Source organism: [Borrelia] finlandensis (assembly GCF_030438365.2).
GTDB lineage: Bacteria > Spirochaetota > Spirochaetia > Borreliales > Borreliaceae > Borreliella > Borreliella finlandensis.
Genome location: NZ_CP124070.1, coordinates 384,626 through 404,415 on the forward strand (window position 1 = coordinate 384,626; position 19,790 = coordinate 404,415).

At 31.7% G+C, this 19,790-nt stretch carries 15 protein-coding genes; 3 read left to right on the forward strand and 12 right to left on the reverse strand.

All coding sequences use genetic code 11. The features are described from left to right. Window positions 1–20: 20 nt before the first annotated feature. The 3 genes from QIA19_RS02390 to QIA19_RS02400 are packed head-to-tail and all read left to right on the forward strand — an operon-like array spanning window position 21 to window position 2,379. Window positions 21–734, forward strand: a complete 714-nt coding sequence (locus QIA19_RS02390; protein WP_301365551.1) for a 5'-methylthioadenosine/adenosylhomocysteine nucleosidase — start codon at window positions 21–23, stop codon at window positions 732–734. Then, the gene (gene metK / locus QIA19_RS02395) at window positions 731–1,909 is read left to right on the forward strand and encodes a methionine adenosyltransferase (protein ID WP_301365553.1); all 1,179 of its coding nucleotides are present in this window, start codon (window positions 731–733) and stop codon (window positions 1,907–1,909) included. Before QIA19_RS02390 ends, metK begins: the two co-directional genes overlap by 4 nt. Beyond that, complete coding sequence (locus QIA19_RS02400; protein ID WP_301365555.1) at window positions 1,906–2,379, forward strand: S-ribosylhomocysteine lyase; 474 nt, start codon at window positions 1,906–1,908, stop codon at window positions 2,377–2,379. Before metK ends, QIA19_RS02400 begins: the two co-directional genes overlap by 4 nt. A gap of 10 nt (window positions 2,380–2,389) precedes the next feature. Here QIA19_RS02400 and QIA19_RS02405 read toward each other — a convergent pair whose 3' ends face one another. The 12 genes from QIA19_RS02405 to rpoB form a co-directional block, all read right to left on the reverse strand. After that, window positions 2,390–3,052: a hypothetical protein gene (locus QIA19_RS02405; protein ID WP_301365557.1), complete on the reverse strand. Its 663-nt coding sequence runs from the start codon at window positions 3,050–3,052 to the stop codon at window positions 2,390–2,392. A gap of 26 nt (window positions 3,053–3,078) precedes the next feature. Continuing rightward, entirely contained in the window at window positions 3,079–3,498 is a 420-nt protein-coding gene (locus tag QIA19_RS02410) for an HIT family protein (RefSeq protein ID WP_002656400.1), read from the reverse strand. A gap of 50 nt (window positions 3,499–3,548) precedes the next feature. Beyond that, complete coding sequence (gene mgtE / locus QIA19_RS02415) at window positions 3,549–4,913, reverse strand: magnesium transporter (protein WP_008882505.1); 1,365 nt, start codon at window positions 4,911–4,913, stop codon at window positions 3,549–3,551. A 53-nt stretch (window positions 4,914–4,966) separates the two neighbouring features. Then, on the reverse strand, window positions 4,967–6,391 hold the full coding sequence (locus QIA19_RS02420; protein ID WP_301365560.1) for an MGH1-like glycoside hydrolase domain-containing protein: 1,425 nt from the start codon (window positions 6,389–6,391) through the stop codon (window positions 4,967–4,969). A 112-nt stretch (window positions 6,392–6,503) separates the two neighbouring features. Then, on the reverse strand, window positions 6,504–7,529 hold the full coding sequence (gene bmpB, locus QIA19_RS02425) for a nucleoside ABC transporter substrate-binding protein BmpB (protein ID WP_301365563.1): 1,026 nt from the start codon (window positions 7,527–7,529) through the stop codon (window positions 6,504–6,506). An 86-nt stretch (window positions 7,530–7,615) separates the two neighbouring features. Continuing rightward, a complete protein-coding gene (bmpA, locus tag QIA19_RS02430) occupies window positions 7,616–8,635 on the reverse strand; it encodes a nucleoside ABC transporter substrate-binding protein BmpA (RefSeq protein ID WP_301365565.1) in 1,020 nt (339 codons plus the stop codon). 41 nt (window positions 8,636–8,676) lie between these two features. Further along, window positions 8,677–9,738, reverse strand: coding sequence for a nucleoside ABC transporter substrate-binding protein BmpC (gene bmpC / locus QIA19_RS02435; RefSeq protein ID WP_301365567.1), 1,062 nt, complete (start codon window positions 9,736–9,738; stop codon window positions 8,677–8,679). A gap of 319 nt (window positions 9,739–10,057) precedes the next feature. Beyond that, a complete protein-coding gene (gene bmpD / locus QIA19_RS02440) occupies window positions 10,058–11,083 on the reverse strand; it encodes a nucleoside ABC transporter substrate-binding protein BmpD (RefSeq protein ID WP_301365570.1) in 1,026 nt (341 codons plus the stop codon). 97 nt (window positions 11,084–11,180) lie between these two features. Then, window positions 11,181–11,654, reverse strand: coding sequence for a 30S ribosomal protein S7 (rpsG, locus tag QIA19_RS02445; protein WP_002556981.1), 474 nt, complete (start codon window positions 11,652–11,654; stop codon window positions 11,181–11,183). A 24-nt stretch (window positions 11,655–11,678) separates the two neighbouring features. Further along, window positions 11,679–12,053, reverse strand: coding sequence for a 30S ribosomal protein S12 (gene rpsL, locus QIA19_RS02450; protein WP_212102622.1), 375 nt, complete (start codon window positions 12,051–12,053; stop codon window positions 11,679–11,681). Window positions 12,054–12,120: 67 nt separating this feature from the next. After that, window positions 12,121–16,254: a DNA-directed RNA polymerase subunit beta' gene (gene rpoC / locus QIA19_RS02455; protein WP_301365572.1), complete on the reverse strand. Its 4,134-nt coding sequence runs from the start codon at window positions 16,252–16,254 to the stop codon at window positions 12,121–12,123. Between the two features lie 15 nt (window positions 16,255–16,269). Beyond that, window positions 16,270–19,737, reverse strand: a complete 3,468-nt coding sequence (rpoB, locus tag QIA19_RS02460; RefSeq protein ID WP_301365574.1) for a DNA-directed RNA polymerase subunit beta — start codon at window positions 19,735–19,737, stop codon at window positions 16,270–16,272. Window positions 19,738–19,790 lie beyond the last annotated feature (53 nt).

The following is a 19,790-nucleotide window of genomic DNA, read 5'->3' on the forward strand; positions in this document are numbered from 1 at the left end:
GCTTAAAAAGGAGAAAAAATATGATTTTGATAATATCAGCTATGCAAGAAGAATCAGAAGAAATAAATAAAATACTTGACAACAAAGAAGAAATTGTATTAAACGACTACTTAGAAAATAAAAAGATTTATAAAGGAAAAATTCTAGGAAAAGATGTAATATCTTTAACTACAGGAATTGGAAAAGTTAACGCAGCAACTTGGAGTAGTCAAATTATATCTAAGTATAAAATCACTCACATAATAAACTCTGGAAGTTCTGGGGGGATAAAAGAAAACTCTAACCTTAAAATATCAGACATTATAGTATCCTCAGAAACAGCATACTATGACTTTGACTTAACCAAGTTTGGACACAAAATAGGACAAGTCCCTAATTTGCCACAAAAGTTTAAAGCAGATGAAGAGCTACTTAAAAAAGTAGTCAATATTGTTGACAACAAGCTTTTAAACATTGATATCCATATTGGCTTAATACTAACAGGAGATCAATTTGTTGACAATGAAAAAAATCTTGAAACAATTAAAAAAAATTTCAAAGATGCTTTAGCTGTAGATATGGAAGGAGCTGCAATAGCTCAAGTAGCACATATATTTAAAATACCATTCATAATAATTCGTTCAATTTCTGATCTACCAAACAATAAAGACAACCATATAGATTTTAATAAATTTTTAAAAACATCATCAATAAATTCAAGCAAAATGACAAAGGAACTTATTAGGCTAATATGAATAAAATAATAGCAGCGAACCAAACTTTAACTTCTGAGGCTGTATCTGAAGGACATCCAGACAAAATTGCAGATCAAATCTCTGATGCCATCCTTGATGAAATACTAAAAGAAGATAAAAATGCAAAAGTAGCTTGCGAGGTCATAATTGCACAAAATTTAGTAGTAATAGCAGGAGAAATAAATAGTCCTGTAAAAAAAAACATAGATATAAAAGAGGTTGCTAAGAATATCATCAAAGATATAGGCTATACAAATATTGATTATGGGCTTGATTACAAAACAATAACGGTAATAGACACTATTGGCAATCAATCACGTGACATTATAAACGCAATTGAAAAAAAAGGATCCAATGCCCTTGGAGCAGGAGATCAGGGAATAATATTTGGATATGCCTGCGATGAAACAAAAAATTTTTTACCTGCTCCTTATGAATTAGCCAATTCAATTCTAAAAAAAGCTAGCAATCTTAGAAAATCAGGAGCAATAAAATGGTTAAGACCTGACTCAAAATCTCAAGTTACCATAGAATACGATAAAAACAGAAACCCTGTAAAAATAAAAAATATTATAGTCTCTCATCAACATCATCCAAACATCTCCCAAAAACTAATACAACAAACAATAATTGAAGAAATTATCAAGCCCACTGTTCAAGACAAATCAATGCTTGACGAAAATACTGCTTATTGCATTAATCCTTCTGGAAATTTTGTAATTGGAGGCCCTACCGGAGACACTGGGCTTACAGGAAGAAAAATTATTGCAGATAGCTATGGGGGATTTGCAAGACACGGAGGGGGAGCATACAGCGGAAAAGATGCCACAAAAGTAGATAGATCAGCTGCCTACATGGCAAGATATATCGCAAAAAATATGGTGGCAGCTGGAATTTCTAAAGAATTTGAACTACAGCTCGCATATGCAATTGGCATTGAAAACCCAATATCTATTCAAATAACTGGAGGAATAAATGATCCTAAATATGCAAACAAAATATTAAATTTTATTATTAATAACTTCGATTTAACTCCCAACGGTATAATTGAAAAATTAAAACTAAAACAACCCATATATCTTAAAACTTGCACTTATGGTCATTTTGGAAAAAATGAATTTGAATGGGAAAAATTAGATTTTGTAAAAAAAATACAAACGGCGCTAAAAAAATGAAAAAAATAACAAGCTTTACAATAGATCATACAAAACTCAACCCCGGCATATATGTCTCAAGAAAAGATACCTTTGAAAATGTAATATTTACTACAATAGACATTAGAATCAAAGCTCCCAACATCGAACCAATAATTGAAAACGCAGCAATACATACAATAGAGCACATAGGAGCTACTTTACTTAGAAATAATGAAGTTTGGACCGAAAAAATAGTATATTTTGGCCCTATGGGATGCAGAACTGGCTTTTACTTAATAATTTTTGGAGACTATGAAAGTAAAGAGCTTGTTGACTTAGTCTCATGGCTTTTTTCCGAAATCGTAAATTTTTCAGAACCTATCCCAGGCGCAAGTGATAAGGAATGCGGGAATTACAAAGAACATAACCTTGATATGGCTAAATATGAATCTTCTAAATACTTACAAATACTAAACAATATTAAAGAAGAAAATTTAAAATATCCTTAGCTCATAAAATTTACAAAATAGAAAGTATTTCGCTTTCATTTTTTGTTGCTACATCAAACTGAAAAATAAATCCTAATGTTATTTTATGCATTTGATTTAAAAGTAAAGGTTTGTTATAAAAAATTGGAGAGATTGTATATTCCAAAAAAATAAAATCTACATTAATTCTAGCTCCAATGTCTATTCCCAAAACAAAATTATCCAATAACACCCAATCACGCGAATCTACAAAACAAATTTTTGCACCAATGTATGAAAATTTTAAACCTGTAAAAAAGATTAAACTAAACATTGGTGTATAGGGTAAAAAGAAATAATTACCATACATTCTCAGTGAAAATGAAACATCTTTTATTATGAAATAATTTAGAGAATGCTTCAAATATGCTTGATCATCCAACATAAATATAATCTCATTGGTGTAAGGAGTATGGCTTGGTAAAAATTTAATATCTAAATTAAATTCTCCACCAAATGCTAAATTTTGAGAAACATTAACACCAACTCCACTGAAAAATTGATACTTAAGTCTTTCATAAAAGAATAAATCTTGAGTAAAATTGTCAACACCAAACCCAACTCCACTGTATACATTAAGATAGTCAGGAATTCCTGAATAAATTCTAAATGTATTAAGCATAAAAACAAAAAAGAATAAAAAGTTTCTTCTCATAAAGAATCCTTTTGGGCAAAATAAAATTAAATATTCATACTTATTTGCATAGACAACTCTTTAAATTTTTCAACTTCAAGATTAAGTTTATTGCCTCTCTTAAAACCAAAACCATCGTTTTTAAATCTTGGAATTACATGAAAATGAGTATGAAAAACCTCTTGCCCTGCGCCAGCCCCCAAAGCAGAATAAATATTTATTCCACCATAAATGCTTGAGTTTATTCTTTTTAAAGCATTTGAAATTTTTTTACATACCTTTAAAACTCTTTCGTTAAATTTATCATCCATGTTTAATAAACTCTCACTATGTTCTTTGGGAATAACAAGAGTATGCCCAACAGTTAAAGGATTAATATCTAAAAATGCTAAAACTAAATCGTCCTCATAAACTTTATAACTAGGAAGCTCTTTGTTTATTATTTTACAAAAAATACAATCGTACATTAAAAATATCCTATTATAAAAAAATAGCAATCAACATATTTAAACGAAATTTAAACAGCATAGCTAACTAAAACCCATTTTGCTATATTAAAATAAGCTATTAAAGTAATAGCATCTGCAATTGTAGTGATTAAAGGGCCTGCCATAAGTGCTGGATCCAACTTTAAAATTTTAGCAACAATGGGTAAAAGACCTCCCAATATCTTTGCAACTGTCAAACTTACCATCAAGCAAGATGAAACTACAAAAGCTATTTTCATCTTATCAGAATGGTGCGGAGCTACAAAAAATACAATTCTTAAAAAATTAACACCAGCAAGAATTGCTCCCACTAGAATACTAACACATATTTCCTTTAAAAACACTTTAAAAAAATCTTTTACCTTGACAGTACCAAGAGCAAGCTCACGAATTATTAACGCAGATGCCTGAGAGCCGGCATTGCCTGAAGTATCCATTAAAAGGGGGATAAAACTAGCTAAAACCACTAAAGACAACATTAAATTTTGATAATTTGAAATGATTGTAGCTGTAAAAGTAGAAGACACCATAAGAACTAAAAGCCAAATTATCCTATTTTTTGTCATAACTAAAATAGAAGTATCAAGATAAGATGTATCTAAAGGCTTAACAGCTGCAATCATTTGAAAATCTTCAGTATTTACAGATTGAATAACCTCTAAAATGTCATCAATAATAATAACCCCTATCATTCTCCCCTCATTATCAACAACAGGAACACTAGTAATATCATGTTTTTGAAAAAGAAGTGCGACATCTTCTTTCTCATCATTAACCCCCACAATATAAAACCCACTACTTCTCATTATTGACGAGAGAATAACATCATCTTTAGCCAATATTAAATCTTCAATTTTTATAACTCCTTTTAAATGCTTTTCATCATCTGTAATATAATAAGTGTAAATATCTTCTTTGGTTTTAGCCACCCTTCTAATGTAATCAAGAGCTTTGCCAACTGTGAAATCTTCCTTAAGCTCAACATACTCAATTGTTACGATCGAACCTGCAGAGTCATCACTGTAAGACAAAAATTTATTAATAATTTCTCTATTCTCTTCTGTAGAACTTGCCAAAAATCTCTGAACAACATTTGCAGGAACCTCTTCCAAAAGGTCAATAACATCATCAAGATTTAGCTCATCAATCATTTCACTTATTTCTTTATTGGTAAAAGAATTTGCTAATTTATTTTTTGTAGATTGGTCAAAATTAGAAAAAGTTTCAACTGCTATTTTTTTGGGCAAAAATCTGTAGAGTAAAATCAATTCAGTTCCATTAAGTCTTTTAAGAGCCTCAGCAATATCAAAGGAATCATGCTTTAAAAATTTTTCTTTAATTTTAGAATAGCTCTTCTCTTTAAGAAAAATTCTCAACTCATCAATATCTATCATTAAAAGGCCTCCAAAAATTTAAATTTTACAAGACATTTAATGAATCTAATTCATCAAAGCTTATCCAATAACATAGAACATCTTCCTGAAGGAATAGGAAGGGTTTTTTCTTTTTTATTTAATATATTTATTGTAAAATAATAAAGTTTTTCAGATTCCATTTTTATTTCCCAGCCTCTTTTCCCTTTATTGCAAATTATTGTAGTTTGATTCTTTTTAAGAGATAAGCTTTCTATCCCCATAATCTCAAGAGTGGGTATGTTCCAATATACAGTTTTATCAGGCAAACTAATTGTAAGCCCAATAATATTTTCTATCATTAAGCTAATACTAAAAAGTGCAAGATAACAAATAAGACCTTTCTCGGTATAAGTTTTTTTATTAGAATCAAAATATGCAGGTCCTTCTTGCATAGGTCTATAAGCTTCCCAAATGTGCCCCTTAATTTTATTAAAAGGCATTAAAGTGTCTAATATATAATACAAATGTCTTATAGTAAATTCTCTTGCAATATTTGCACGGCCACAATATTCAAGACCTTTAATTACAAAAAAATTCATATAAGTATAAACTGAACCATAATATCCATTGCCATCCTCACTAAAACCCGGCTCACTAACAGAAAGTGTTGGAAAAGGATTTGGAGTCCCAAAATGATTAGTGCTTTTTAAATAAAAAATCATTCTTTCTATTCTGTCCTCACTAGGAATCTCAGAAAGCATTGGAAAAAACCCTACTATTGTCTTAATTTCAAGAATATTTTCATTAACATCAAGATCATAATAAAATCCATCTTTTTCGCTCCACATTAAAGAATTAATTTTCACCTTAAGGGAAAAAAATCGTTTTTTGTACTCAAGCGATAAATTTTTATCATTTAAAATGTCTGCCAATTTAGAAATACAATATGCACTATGAACTTGCAATGAATTAAAATCTATAGGATAGTATGCATCTACTCTTGGAGAATTTTTATAAAAAATTTTATTTACATCAATCGAATAAAGGCCATTTTCCTTTAAAAATTTGCTCTCTATCCATTTATAATACTTATCAAGAATTGGTAAAACTTCAGAAATTCTCTTTTTATTTCCTGTTTTATGATATAAGTTATATTCAGCCCATGCAAAAATAGGAAATCCAATATTTTCTTCATTCTCATCAAGATCAATAATAGCATTGTTATTGTCATATCTAGCCCTGATTGCACCAGATTCTTCCTGCAATTGATAAAATTTATCAATTGCAGATGTAGATGAATATTCCCCATTACTATAGACAAGAAAAAAGCTTGACATACAAGCTTGCATCTGATCTATATAATCGCAATTTTCCGAATAATAATTTTTATCTTTTTTGCCTCTATCAGCAACTTTTTGCAAAATCACCTTATCTTGAATCCAAGATAAACTTTTATTATAAATATCAATAAAGTCTTGATCATAATAGTAAATTTTGGGAAACATTTTTTTATTCAATGCTAAATCCTCTAAAACAACAGAAATGTACTTCTACTTATTATAACACAATAAATATAACATAATTAAAAAATTAAAAACTGGAAAATTAAAATCTTTCTATTTCAAAAGTTTATAACTTTAATATTTGTTTTATAAAAATTTCATATTCCTCCTGATTGCAAGGAACAATGATCTCTTTATTGATTATTTTTCTCTCAAGAACTTTTATGTATTCAAATTCATTTGCATTAGGCAGCCCAATAACACCATCTCTTAATCCCATTTGAACAACTTTTCCACCTTCCCAAGCATTATTATTTTTAATATATTCGCTAGTAATCAAATACAATGCATCCCCAATGTTTTTTATAACAGAAGTAATAAAATTTTTAGGAGCAAGATATGATTGATCCTGATCAGCTCCAATAACATAGTAACCATCGCCAAGATTTTTTGCTGCCTCAATAACACCAATTCCTGCTAAACCAGCTGCAAAATGAATTACATCTATCCCTTTAGAATACATTTTACTAGCTATGGCCCTACCAATATCAACATCGGAAAAAGAATTGGAATATTCACTTATAATCTCTATATCTTTATTAGCATACTTTGCTCCAGCTTCATAACCATAGCGAAATGCATCTACTATATTGCCCTTCACTCCCCCTATAAAACCTATTTTGCCAGAAAAGCTTTTTTTAGCTGCAATATAGCCAGCCAAAAAAGCACCTTGCTCTACTCTGAAAACAACAGCAATCAAATTTTTAGGAATCTGAACATCATCACCATAAATAGGATCTATTATTCCATAGCTAATTTTTGGATTCTCCGATGAAACCAATAAAGATGCGTCCGTAAGCATGTACCCTACAAGCCAAATCAAGTCTGAGCCATTCCTTTTTAAATTATCAAGATCTGAAACATAACTAGAATAAACTCCAGAAATAGCACAAGAAAAAACTTTTTCAATGTTTTCTGAAAAATCTTTTTTCAAGCGTAATAAAGCCTCATTAGCACTAGAATTAAAAGATTTGTCATCAAGAACACCATCTACCAGCATAGATATCTTAATTTTTTTTGAACTAGATTCTATTCCATTTTTACTAAAGCAAGAAGTCAACAAAATACCGAATATAAAAATTACAATTCTCATATAAAGCACTTCTCCATTTCCATTATTTAAACAAAACCAATGTGTTTTCTATACTTAAAAATAAAATATATAAATTGATTCTTTATTTAAATAAATTCTTTAAGAAACTTCTCATAACTTTCTTTATTAGATGGAACAATAATTTCTTTGTTGATTATTTTGCTAGAAAGATTGTCAATTTCTTTTTCAAGTTCAAAGGGAATCATTTTAGGATTTCTTACAAACCCCACAACTCCTTCTTTAAGGCCATAATTTATTAATTTGCCACCTTCGAAAGTATTAGTTTTTAAATAGTTAGATGTAAAAATATTTAAAGCTCTACCAACATCTTTAGTTGTAGATGTTATTACATTGTCAGGAGCAAGATATGATTGATCTTCATCAACTCCAATAATGTAATGCCCAGAACCAAGTTCTTTTGCAACCTCAATAGCCCCAATTCCTCCAAGGCCTGCAGCATGATGAATAATGTCTATCTCATCAGAATACATTCTAGTTGCAACGCTTCTACCAACTTCAATGTCAGCAAAACTACCAATATACTGAGTAGATATCTTTATATCTTTATTAGCATACTTAGCACCAGCCTCATACCCATACCTGAAAGCATCTACTATCTCGCCTTCTATTCCCCCTAAAAATCCAATTTTACCTGTTTTAGAAAGTTTTGCAGCAATATAACCCGTTAAAAATGCGCCCTCTTGAGCTCTAAAGGTCATGCCCACCAAATTTGCAGGAATAGGATCGTTAGAATAAACAGGATCAATAATTGCATATTTCATATCGGAATTTTGAAGAGAAGCTGCTTTGGCCACATCGCTAAATCTATACCCAATAAGCCAAATTAAATTTGAACCCGCATCCTTAAGACCTTCAAGATCAGATAAATAAGAATTTGATGAGGATTCTTTTAAAACAAGATCAATCTTAAATTCTTCTTTAACTTTTTTTACGCCATTTAAAGCACTCTCATTAAAAGATTTATCATCAAAAGTTCCATCAATTATTAAAGACACCTTAGGAATTTCGCTCCCAAGACTACCTTTACCACTACAAGATAAAAAAATAATACTCTCAAGCAAGATCAACAACAATATTTTATTCATAAACTATTCCCCCTTTACAAATAACGCTATACCTAAGTAGTTTATAACTTTGATTTAAATAAATCAAATGCATATTCACTATCAGGAACAATAATTTCTCCACTTATTATTTTATTTTCTAGATCAATAACTTCATCAACTAACCTATTATTTAAAACATCAGGATCCTTAACAATTTCTATTACTCCTTCCTTTAGCCCCCGATCAATAACAATTCCACCCTTAAAAACTCCATTATTAATATACTCTGATGAAATAGAATAAATAACCTTACCAATATCCTTAATTATTGAAGTAATAACATTTTGAGGTGCAATATATGATTGATCTTGATTTAAACCGATAACATAATATTTAGGTCCAAGCTCCTTAGCAGCGTCATAAACTCCAAGACCAGTTATACCGGCTATTGGAAAAATAACGCCTACTTTATCTTCTTTATACATGAATAGAGCCATTGCTTTGCCTTTCTCCTTATCAAAAAGAGAAGGTGCTTTTTTTGAAACTAATCTTAATTTAGGATTAGCATAAAAAATTCCAGCCTTAAAACCAAACTTAAAATCTTTTAAATGCTCACTCATAGGACCTGTTAAAAATCCAATCTTCTCTTTTCTGCTCATCTTAGCAGCAATATACCCAGCCAAAAATGCAACCTCTTCATTTCTAAACTTAATAGCCAAGGAATTCTTGGGAACTTGAATATCACCATAATCAAAAGCATCTATAATACCATAATAAATATCTGGACGTTCATGGGAAAGCTTAACTGACAAGTCAGAAAATTGGTATCCAATCAACCAAAAAAGATTTAAAGGATTTTTTTGAACCCCATAAGCATCCTCAATCATTGCCTCATCAACAGTAAGAAGTCTTTTACCTTCAATAGGATAAGGCCTTAAAGATTTAGTTATAAGCTTTATTCCAAAATTATCCCTAAGTTTTACAACACCATCATGAACGCTTTGATTATAGCCTTTATCATAAAAGCTACCATGAGCCAAAACACCTACAACAACTCTGTCAGATTTAATAGACTTTTTATTAGATTTAAAACAAGCAAATACTAATAAAGATAAAGTAATAAAAATAAACCTTTTAAACAAAATTAATCCTCTCCTTGCAAAATTTATTTAAAAAATTCTAAATTTTTTAAAAATCAAAATATTAACTTTATTTTACTAACAAACAGTATTCTTTATTTATAAAATACAAATTTTAATAATCCCTTTTAAAAAAATACTTCCAGCATTAATAAAACACAGTAGTAGGAAAAATTATTTTTCCTACATCACCATAATATCTAAATTTAAACCCTTTTGCAAGATTAATTTAAATTCAAAACTTACAACAATTAAAAAACCCTTTAAAATATCTTTAAAGAATTAAAAAGATTTTTCACAAATCAGCTCAATAAAAATCAAATTAATTTTCCATTTGCAAAACAAAGTTATCATAAGATGCCTTGTCATAAGGTGCTTTTATTATACCATTAATTATACTTTGCCCGATTTTCAATGATTTGTTATAAATCTCAGAATAATTTGATTTTAAGTTTTCATTTAAAACTAAACCAAGACTATCTTCTTTAAGCCCCAAAAACATGGTCTTGCCACCATCCAAAACTCCAGTTTCTAAATACTTTTTTGTTAAACTATACATCAATGAATCAACTTTCTTTACGGCAGAAACAATAACATTATTAGGGGCAAGATATGATTGATCCTGATCGACTCCAATAATATAATGATCGGGCCCCAACTCTTTTGCGGCCTCAATTACCCCTATACCAGAAAGTCCTGCGGCTGCAAATATGATATCAACCCCATCTCGATACATATTAGATGCCGTTGAACGACCAAGTCCAAAGTCTCCAAATGTACCAACGTATTGAGAGACCACTTTAATATTAGAGTTTGCATACTTAGCACCAGCTTCATATCCGTACATAAAAGATTCTAAAACTTTTCCCCTAACTCCTCCAACAAATCCAATCTTACCCGTTTTAGAAGCCTTTGACGCAAAGTATCCTGCTAAAAAAGCCACCTCTTCGGATCTAAAACTAATATTAAGAAGATTTTTGGGTATTTGAATTTCATCATAAACCCCTTCTATGATTGCATAATTAACAGAAACATTCTCGCTAGCTCTTTGAAAAAGAACGTCTGACAATCTAAACCCAACTCCCCAAATCAAATTTGAATTACCATCTTCTAAGGATGCAATATCTCCTAAATAAGAATTACCTGTAGATGCTTTTTCAATTATATTTATATTTAAATCTGCCTTTAATTTTCTTATCGCCTTAGAAGAACTTTCATTGAATCCTTTATCATCAAAAGCGCCATCAACTATAAGCGAAACTGTTTTTGCCTCCGACTTACCATCATCAAAGCCAGAACAAGCAACAATAAATAAAAAAATTAAAAAATAATAAACTTTTTTTAACACAAAAATATCCTCCTTACTTTTAATAAAAAAATACAAAAAATAGATCTCATAATACACGGTATATAAACAAAAAAAGACACCTTTTTAAGGTGTCTTTTTACCATCTATAATGAGTAAAAGCTTTATTTGCTTCAGCCATTCTATGAGTATCTTCTTTCTTCTTGAAAGCAGCTCCAGTAGAATTATATGCATTTAAAAGTTCGTTTGACAACTTTTCTTTCATAGACCTACCGCTAGACTTTCTAGCAGCAAAAATAATCCACTTCATAGCCAAGGCTTCTCTTCTCTCTTCTCTAACTTCAACAGGAACTTGATATGTAGCACCACCCACTCGCCTACTTCTTACTTCCACCAATGGCTTAATATTATCTAAAGCTTTATAAAAAACAGCCATCTTGTCGCTTTCTTCAAGCTTATCGGCAAGCAAATCAATTGAACTATAAAGTATACTCTCACTTATTGATTTTTTTCCATCATACATCATTCTATTTGCAAACTTTGCAACAATTCTAGAATTATACCTGGTATCAACAAAAACTTTCTTTTTGATTTTTTTATTTTTTCTTGACATATTTAATATTAACCCACCTTTCAGTTAAGCTTTAGGCTTTTTTGTTCCATACTTAGATCTACCCTTTTTCCTATTATTAACACCAAGGGTATCCTTAGCTCCTCTAACAATATGGTACCTTACTCCAGGCAAATCTTTAACTCGACCACCTCTAATTAGAACCACAGAGTGCTCTTGTAAATTGTGTCCAATTCCTGGAATATATGCTGTTACTTCAAATCCATTTGAAAGTCTAACACGCGCTACTTTTCTTAAAGCTGAATTAGGTTTTTTGGGAGTTACGGTCATTACACGTGTACAAATTCCTCTTTTTTGAGGACAATTTTGAAGCGCAGGAGATGCGGTCTTCTCCGTTTGACTTTTTCTAGGCTTTCTAATTAACTGATTAATTGTAGGCATTTATCAACGCTCTCCTTTTCTTGAAACTATTAATAAAATGGTAGCAAATATATCACTTATTTTCAAGTTAAACTTCAGAATCGATATTTTCACTAACTTTAATTTTTTTATAAAGACCCATACCGGTTCCAGTAGGAATTAAATGTCCAATTACAACATTTTCTTTTAATCCCCTAAGATCATCAATTTTTCCAGCAATAGAAGCATCTGTTAATACTTTTGTTGTTTCCTGGAAAGAAGCTGCGGAAATAAAAGAATCTATATTAAGAGACGTTTTAGTTACTCCTATAAGAATTGGACTTGCTATTGCTGGCTCACCGCCTTGTTCGATTACTTTTCTATTTTGCTCATAAAAAGTGTGCTTATCTACCTTTTGCCCATAAACAAAATTAGTATCACCAACTGCAACAATCTTAACTTTTTTCATCATTTGCTTGATTATCACACCAATATGTTTGTCATTAATGCTAACACCCTGTTTTCGATAAACATCCTGGATTTCTGCCAACAGAAATTCTTGTAAACTAATCCCACCTAAAATTTCAAGCACATCATGAGGATTAATTCTACCATCACAAAGCATATCTCCTGCTTTTACAACATCTCCATCTCTAACCAAAAGATGTTTTCCAGCTGGAATATAATGCTTATGTTCAACCCCATACTCATCTAAAATATTAATAAGCCTTTTACCTTTTTGAATTGATTTAAATTGCACAATTCCGCTTACTTTAGCCATTTCAGTTAAATTCTTAGGAATTCTTGTCTCAAAAAGATCATTAACACGGGGCAATCCCCCTGTAATATCTTGTGTTTTTTCAGAACCTTTAGAAAGTTTCGCAATAACATCTCCTATGTTAATACTCTGGCCATCTTCAACTTGAAGATAAGCATCACCTGGTAATACATAAGATGCAATCTCCATGCCACTACTATCAATAATAAAAATTCTAGGATCAAGAGATTCAAAAACATTATCTGTAATTCTTTTTTCAACATTGCCTGTTTCAGTATTTATTTCCTCTTTAAGAGTAGTTCCTAAAATAATATCCTTAAATTTAATTTTACCCTTAACCTCTGCAATAATAGGCTCTGCAAATGGATCAAATGTACCAATAACTTTGCCTGATTCAACATAATCACCAACCTCTATTTCAAGCTTTGTACCCGCTTTCAAGGAAACTTCTTGCTCTTCTGACACTATGAAAAAATTATCGTCTCTTAATTTAACATAACCAATGTAAGAAGAGAGAATCTCTGCACCCTTTTTATCAACAAACAAAGGAATTCCTTTTATTACTCTTTGCGAATCTAAAACTTTAATCTCTTTTATGTTCTTAATTTTTTCCTCATAAAAAACATTGATTATTTTTAAAGTTCCTTTTCTTGTGAAAAGAATTCCATTATCAACTCTAACATTAAAACCTTCTATGCCATTGAGTATGAAAGCATTCTTTAAAGATATTTTATCATCCTCACTGCCAGCCTGAGCAACTCCACCAATATGAAAAGTTCTCATGGTTAATTGAGTACCCGGTTGACCTATGGACTGAGCAGCAATTATTCCCACAGCCTCCCCAATGTTAACAGGTTTGTTCTTAGAAAAGTCTCTACCATAACATTTTTGACAAACGCCATGCTCAGCTTCACACGTTAAAACAGATCTAATCACAAGTTTTTCAATACCAATTTTTTCTAATAATTCTATTTTAGCTTCTGAGATTTCTTCATTTGCATCTAAAACAATCTCACCAGTAATTGGATTTTTTATTCTTTCAATAGAATAACTCCCAACAGCTTTTTCTTTCAAAGATTCTAATATTTCTTCACCATTTTTTACAGTCTCAACTTTTATTCCGTTTATAGTTCCACAATCTTCTATTCTAACAACAACATCTTGAGCAATGTCTACTAATCTTCGAGTTAAATATCCAGCATCGGCGGTCTTAAGGGCAGTATCTGCTAGACCTTTTCTTGCTCCATTTGTAGATATAAAAAACTCTATCACAGAAAGACCTTCTTTAAAGTTAGAAATAATTGGAAGCTCAATAATATCCCCAGAAGTTTTTGCCATCAATCCTCTCATGCCAGCAAGTTGTCTTATTTGATTTCTACTACCCCTAGCACCAGAATCCGCCATCATATATATAACATTAAATCCATCTCTATCTTTCTTTAAAATTTCCATCATCTTATTAGTAAGTTCTTCATTAGTCTTTAACCAAACAGAAACTACATTGTTATAACGCTCTTCGCCAGTAATAACACCTTTGGCATAATCATTTTGAATCTTGGCGATTTCTTTATTAGCCCTTTCTACATAAGTTCTTTTTTCATCAGGAACAATAATATCGCTCATACTAATTGTGCATCCAAACTTAGTGGCATACCTAAAACCAAGCTCCTTGATGATGTCAAGCATTTCAATTACGGTAGAAGAACCATGAACTACATAAACTTTTGATATTAAAATTTGTAGCTCCAAATCACTAAGAGTTTTATTTACAAATTCAATTCCCTTGGGCAAAGCCTCATTAAATATAACCCTACCGGCTGTAGTTTTTTTGTACTCGCCATCAATTTTTACATAAATAGAAGCATTGTAATCCAGACTCTTATTATTTATAGCAAGAATAACATTGCTAAAGTTTAAAAACTTTTTACCCTCTCCAACAACATTCTTTTTTTCCATAGTTAAATAATATAGGCCCAAAACAATATCTTGGGACGGAAAAACAATAGGATGCCCATTGGCAGGATTTAAAAGATTATTTGTTGAAAGCATTAAAGCCCAACTTTCGGCTTGTGCTGCCGGAGTAAGAGGCACATGTACCGCCATTTGATCACCATCAAAATCGGCATTGTATGCATGACAAACAAGAGGATGTAATTTTATTGCCTTACCCTCAACTAACACAGGTTCAAAAGCCTGAATTCCAAGTCTATGAAGAGTGGGCGCCCTATTTAAAAGAATGGGATGCTCTTTAATAACAATATCTAAAATTTGCCACACCTCATCTACTTCTTGCTCTATTAAATTCTTTGCCCTTTTAATATTAAAAACAGCTTCACTCTCAATCAATCTCCTTATCACAAAAGGCTTAAAAAGCTCAAGAGCCATTTTTGCAGGCAATCCACATTGATGTAGCTTAAGCTCAGGTCCAACAACAATAACAGAACGACCAGAATAATCTACTCTTTTACCAAGAAGATTTTGCCTAAACCTTCCCTGCTTACCTTTTAATGCATCGGAAAGCGACTTGAGAGGCCTACTAGACGAACCTTTGACAACCTTTCTTTTATGAGAATTGTCAAAAAGAGAGTCTACTGATTCTTGAAGCATTCTTTTTTCGTTTCTCACAATAATCTCTGGCGCATTAAGAAGAAGCAACTTCCTTAAACGATTATTTCTGTTTATAACTCTTCTGTAAAGATCATTAAGATCAGATGTTGCAAAGCGCCCCCCATCAAGCTGAACCATTGGCCTAATCTCTGGAGGAATAACAGGAAGAACTTCCATAATCATCCATTCTGGCTTATTGCCAGAAATTTTAAAATTCTCAATAATTTCAAGACGTCTTAAGAGTTTCTTATCGGTTTTATCATCTTTATCTATCATTTGAATTCTAAGCTTAGATGAAAGCTCATCAAGATCAAGATTTTCAAGAAGAGTTTTAATAGCCTCAGCTCCCATTGAAGCATTAAAAGACATGCCATATCGCTCTCTAGCTTCTATGTACTCATCTTCATTTAAAAGCTGCATTTTTTTAAGATCAGTATCGCCCGGTTCAATTACTACATATTTTTCATAATAAAGAATAGAATTCAAACTCGATGCTGTAATATCAAGTAAAAGCCCAATCCTAGAGGGTATATATTTGTAATACCAAATATGAGCAACTGGGGCTGCTAGCTCAATATGCCCCATTCTTTCACGTCTAACCTTAAAATGGGTAACCTCTACATTACAACGATCACAAATAATACCTTTATATCTGACCGATTTAAATTTACCACAATAACATTCCCATTCCTTTGTAGTACCAAAAATCCTTTCACAAAAAAGTCCATCTTTTTCGGGTCTTAAAGTTCTATAATTAATAGTCTCGGACTTTTTAACCTCTCCATAAGACCAATTTCTAATTTGGTCGGGAGACGCTATTTTAATTTTTATTCTTTCAAAATCTTTTATCTCTTTCATAAAAACTCCAAAAACCTAGCTTTTATTAATCAATTCTTCTTCTTTTTCTGTCAAAGGAACCTGATTCCCAGCATCATCATAAATTGACAAATCAAGTCCAAGCCCTCTAAGCTCTTGCATTAGCACATTAAAAGACTCGGGGATCCCTGATACATTAGTAGGAACACCTTTTACTATATTTTCATATATTTTGACTCTGCCTGACATATCATCAGATTTAACTGTTAAAAGTTCTTGAAGGGTGTGCGCTGCACCATAAGCTTCAAGAGCCCAAACCTCCATTTCTCCAAGTCTTTGCCCACCAAATTGAGCTTTTCCTCCAAGAGGTTGCTGAGAAACAAGAGAATATGGGCCTGTTGATCTTGCGTGCATTTTATCATCAACAAGGTGGTGTAGTTTAAGCATGTAAATCACCCCAACCATTACTTCATTTTCGAACGGCTCTCCTGTATAACCATCATATAAAATTTCTTTAGAAGTTGGATTAAATCCAGCTTTTTTTAATTTTTCCTGAATTTGTTCATTTGTAGCAGATTCAAAAACAGGAACATTATAAGATTCACCAAGATATTTACCAGCAAGACCCAATTGAGATTCCATTAACTGTCCAATATTCATTCTAGATGGAACTCCCAAAGGATTTAAGCATATATCAAGAGGGGTTCCATCTGCAAGATAAGGCATATCTTCAATAGGAAGAATCTTTGCAACAACACCCTTATTACCATGTCTTCCAGCCATTTTGTCGCCCTCTTTAAGCTTCCTTTTTTTGGCAACATAAACTTTAAGTATCTCCTCAACTCCAGGAGAAAGATTGCCAACATCCTCTTTGGTAATCCTTTGAACATCAATAACTGTACCTTCAGTACCATGAGGAACTTTTAATGAATTATTTTTAACATCTTTTGCTTTTTCTCCAAAAATGGAAGTTAACAGTCTAAATTCAGGAGTAATGTCTCCTTCTGACTTTGGAGTAACTTTACCAACCAGAATATCACCAGGCTTTACATAAGTTCCTATCCGTATAATCCCATTTTCATCCAATTTATTTAGTATCTTTTCGCTAACATTAGGTATATCTCCTGTAACTTTCTCAGGACCAAGTTTAGTTTCTCTTACCTCTATGCTAAATTCTTTGATATGAATAGATGTATAAAGATCTTCCTTTACAATTCTATCAGAAATTAATATAGCATCCTCATAATTAAATCCATTCCAAGGAATAACTCCTAGCAATAAATTATTACCAAGAGCAAGTTCTCCATATCTAGTAGCAGGACCGTCAGCTATTATCTCGCCCCTTTCAACTTTTTGACCCTCTTTAACTAAAACGGATTGATTAAAACAAGTATCTTGATTTGTCCTTTCATACTTAACAATATGATATTCATCTAAATCTTTAGCATTCTCTGCCTCAAAAGGTTTAACAATTATCTTACTACTTGTTGCAAGAATAACTTCCCCACTTCTTTTGGCCTTAACAACTACTCCTGAATCCTTTGCAACAACGCTTTCCATACCCGTACCAACAATAGGAGGCTTAGGGAAAAGCAAAGGTACTGCTTGTCTTTGCATATTAGAACCCATAAGAGCTCGATTTGCATCATTATGCTCAAGAAAAGGAATTAACGCCGAAGACACTGAAATTAACTGCCTAGGAGAAACGTCCATATAGTCTATATTTGTAGGGCTTGTTGTAGTATAATCACCAGAAATTCTAACAGAAACTAAATCTTCAAGATACTTTCCATTAGAATTAAAAGCAGCATTAGCCTGAGCAATACACTTTTTCTCTTCGTCAATAGCAGATAAATATTCTAACTGGTCAGTCACCTCTCCATTAACAACTTTCCTATAAGGAGTTTCTAAAAAACCATAATCATTAACTCTAGAATAAGTAGCCAAAGAAACAATAAGTCCAATATTGGGCCCTTCAGGGGTTTCAATAGGACACATTCTACCATAATGGGTATAATGCACATCTCTTACTTCAAATCCTGCCCTATCTCTTGAAAGTCCTCCTGGGCCAAGAGCATTAAGACGCCTTTTGTGAGTAAGCTCAGCCAAAGGGTTGACCTGATCCATAAACTGTGAAAGCTGGCTGGTTGCAAAAAATTCTTTAACAGCAGATACAATAGGTTTAACGCTTATTAATTCTTGAGGCTTTAGATTAAAAACTTCTTTGTTAGACATTATATCTTTAGCAATTTTTTCAACTCTTGACATCGCGCCTTTATATATATTAGTAAGAAGCTCGCCAACAGAACGAACCCTTCTATTTCCTAAATGGTCAATATCATCAAGAATATCATGGCCTTCATATATTCTTAAAAGATGAGATATGGTGTTAACAATATCATCCATAGTTAAAACCGATGTTGTTAAATCATCAAATCCAAATTTTTTAGAAAGTTTATACCGCCCCACACGTCCAAGATCATATCTTCTTTCAGAAAAGAATATGGTTTTTAAATCGTTTTCAGCATTATCAATTGATATTGGCTCACCAGGAAAAAGAGAGCCATAAACAGCCAGCATAACTGATTCTTTTGGAAGCTCTTTAGAGCCATCCTTTAAAGCAAAAAAAGCATCCTCTTTTTCAAGACAATTTAGAATAACATTCGAACTTACAAAGCGCTTTCCAGAAATATCATCATAACCATCAAAATCAACAAGCTCTATTTCATTTACTCCATTTTGTAAAAAATCTTCAACATCTTGCAGAGTAATTTTATCTCCTGCACGATAATACATATTCTCTCTTATGTTAATACTCTTAGCTAAATATTGCCCTGGAAGATCTCTTTTTGTACCGTCTTCAACTTTAATTTTTTTAATGTTGTAAAAAGTTTCTATTATTTTTTCTCTCGTATCAAACCCCAAAGCTCTTAAAAAAAGAGTTATGAGTATTCTTTTTTTTCTATCTATTTTTACATAAAGATAATCTTTTTTTGAATCAATCTCAAATTCTAACCAAGAACCACGATAAGGAATTATTCTAGCAGAATACAAATCTTTTTCTTTATAAAAAACAACTCCTGGGGATCTGTGAATCTGAGAAACAACAACCCTCTCAGCCCCATTAATAATAAAAGTGCCTCTTTCTGTCATTAAAGGAATAGTTCCCATGTATACGTCTTTTTGCCTTATTTCCCCAGTAGTCAAAAATTGCAAATTCAGTCTTACTTTTAAAACAGCCTCATAACTTTGCCCCTTTCTTTTACATTCTTTTTCTGTAAAATTAAGGACATCATTTTCTATATAGTATCTTTCATATTCAAGAGCAACATCACCATTTCCACTTTTAATGGGAAATATATTTCTAAAAACAGACTCAAGGCCCTCATTAAGTAAAGGTTTTTTACTTTTTAATTTATCAAGTTGTAAAAATTTTTCATAAGAATTTAATTGTATTTCTATCAGGTTAGGTAGGTCTAAAATCTCATCAGCTCTTCCTTGTCCCAGATGAACTCTTTTTATCATTAAAAGACTCCTTTTTTAAGACATAACAAGCCGCACATCATAACGACATGCGG

Coding starts and splice junctions, on each gene's coding strand:
- metK (WP_301365553.1), top strand. CDS start 731: ATGAATAAAATAATAGCAGCGAACCAAACTTTAACTTCTGAGGCTGTA.
- mgtE (WP_008882505.1), bottom strand. CDS start 4,913: ATGATAGATATTGATGAGTTGAGAATTTTTCTTAAAGAGAAGAGCTAT.
- rpoB (WP_301365574.1), bottom strand. CDS start 19,737: ATGATAAAAAGAGTTCATCTGGGACAAGGAAGAGCTGATGAGATTTTA.
- QIA19_RS02400 (WP_301365555.1), top strand. CDS start 1,906: ATGAAAAAAATAACAAGCTTTACAATAGATCATACAAAACTCAACCCC.
- bmpB (WP_301365563.1), bottom strand. CDS start 7,529: ATGAGAATTGTAATTTTTATATTCGGTATTTTGTTGACTTCTTGCTTT.
- rpsG (WP_002556981.1), bottom strand. CDS start 11,654: ATGTCAAGAAAAAATAAAAAAATCAAAAAGAAAGTTTTTGTTGATACC.
- bmpA (WP_301365565.1), bottom strand. CDS start 8,635: ATGAATAAAATATTGTTGTTGATCTTGCTTGAGAGTATTATTTTTTTA.
- QIA19_RS02405 (WP_301365557.1), bottom strand. CDS start 3,052: ATGAGAAGAAACTTTTTATTCTTTTTTGTTTTTATGCTTAATACATTT.
- QIA19_RS02410 (WP_002656400.1), bottom strand. CDS start 3,498: ATGTACGATTGTATTTTTTGTAAAATAATAAACAAAGAGCTTCCTAGT.
- rpoC (WP_301365572.1), bottom strand. CDS start 16,254: ATGAAAGAGATAAAAGATTTTGAAAGAATAAAAATTAAAATAGCGTCT.
- QIA19_RS02390 (WP_301365551.1), top strand. CDS start 21: ATGATTTTGATAATATCAGCTATGCAAGAAGAATCAGAAGAAATAAAT.
- rpsL (WP_212102622.1), bottom strand. CDS start 12,053: ATGCCTACAATTAATCAGTTAATTAGAAAGCCTAGAAAAAGTCAAACG.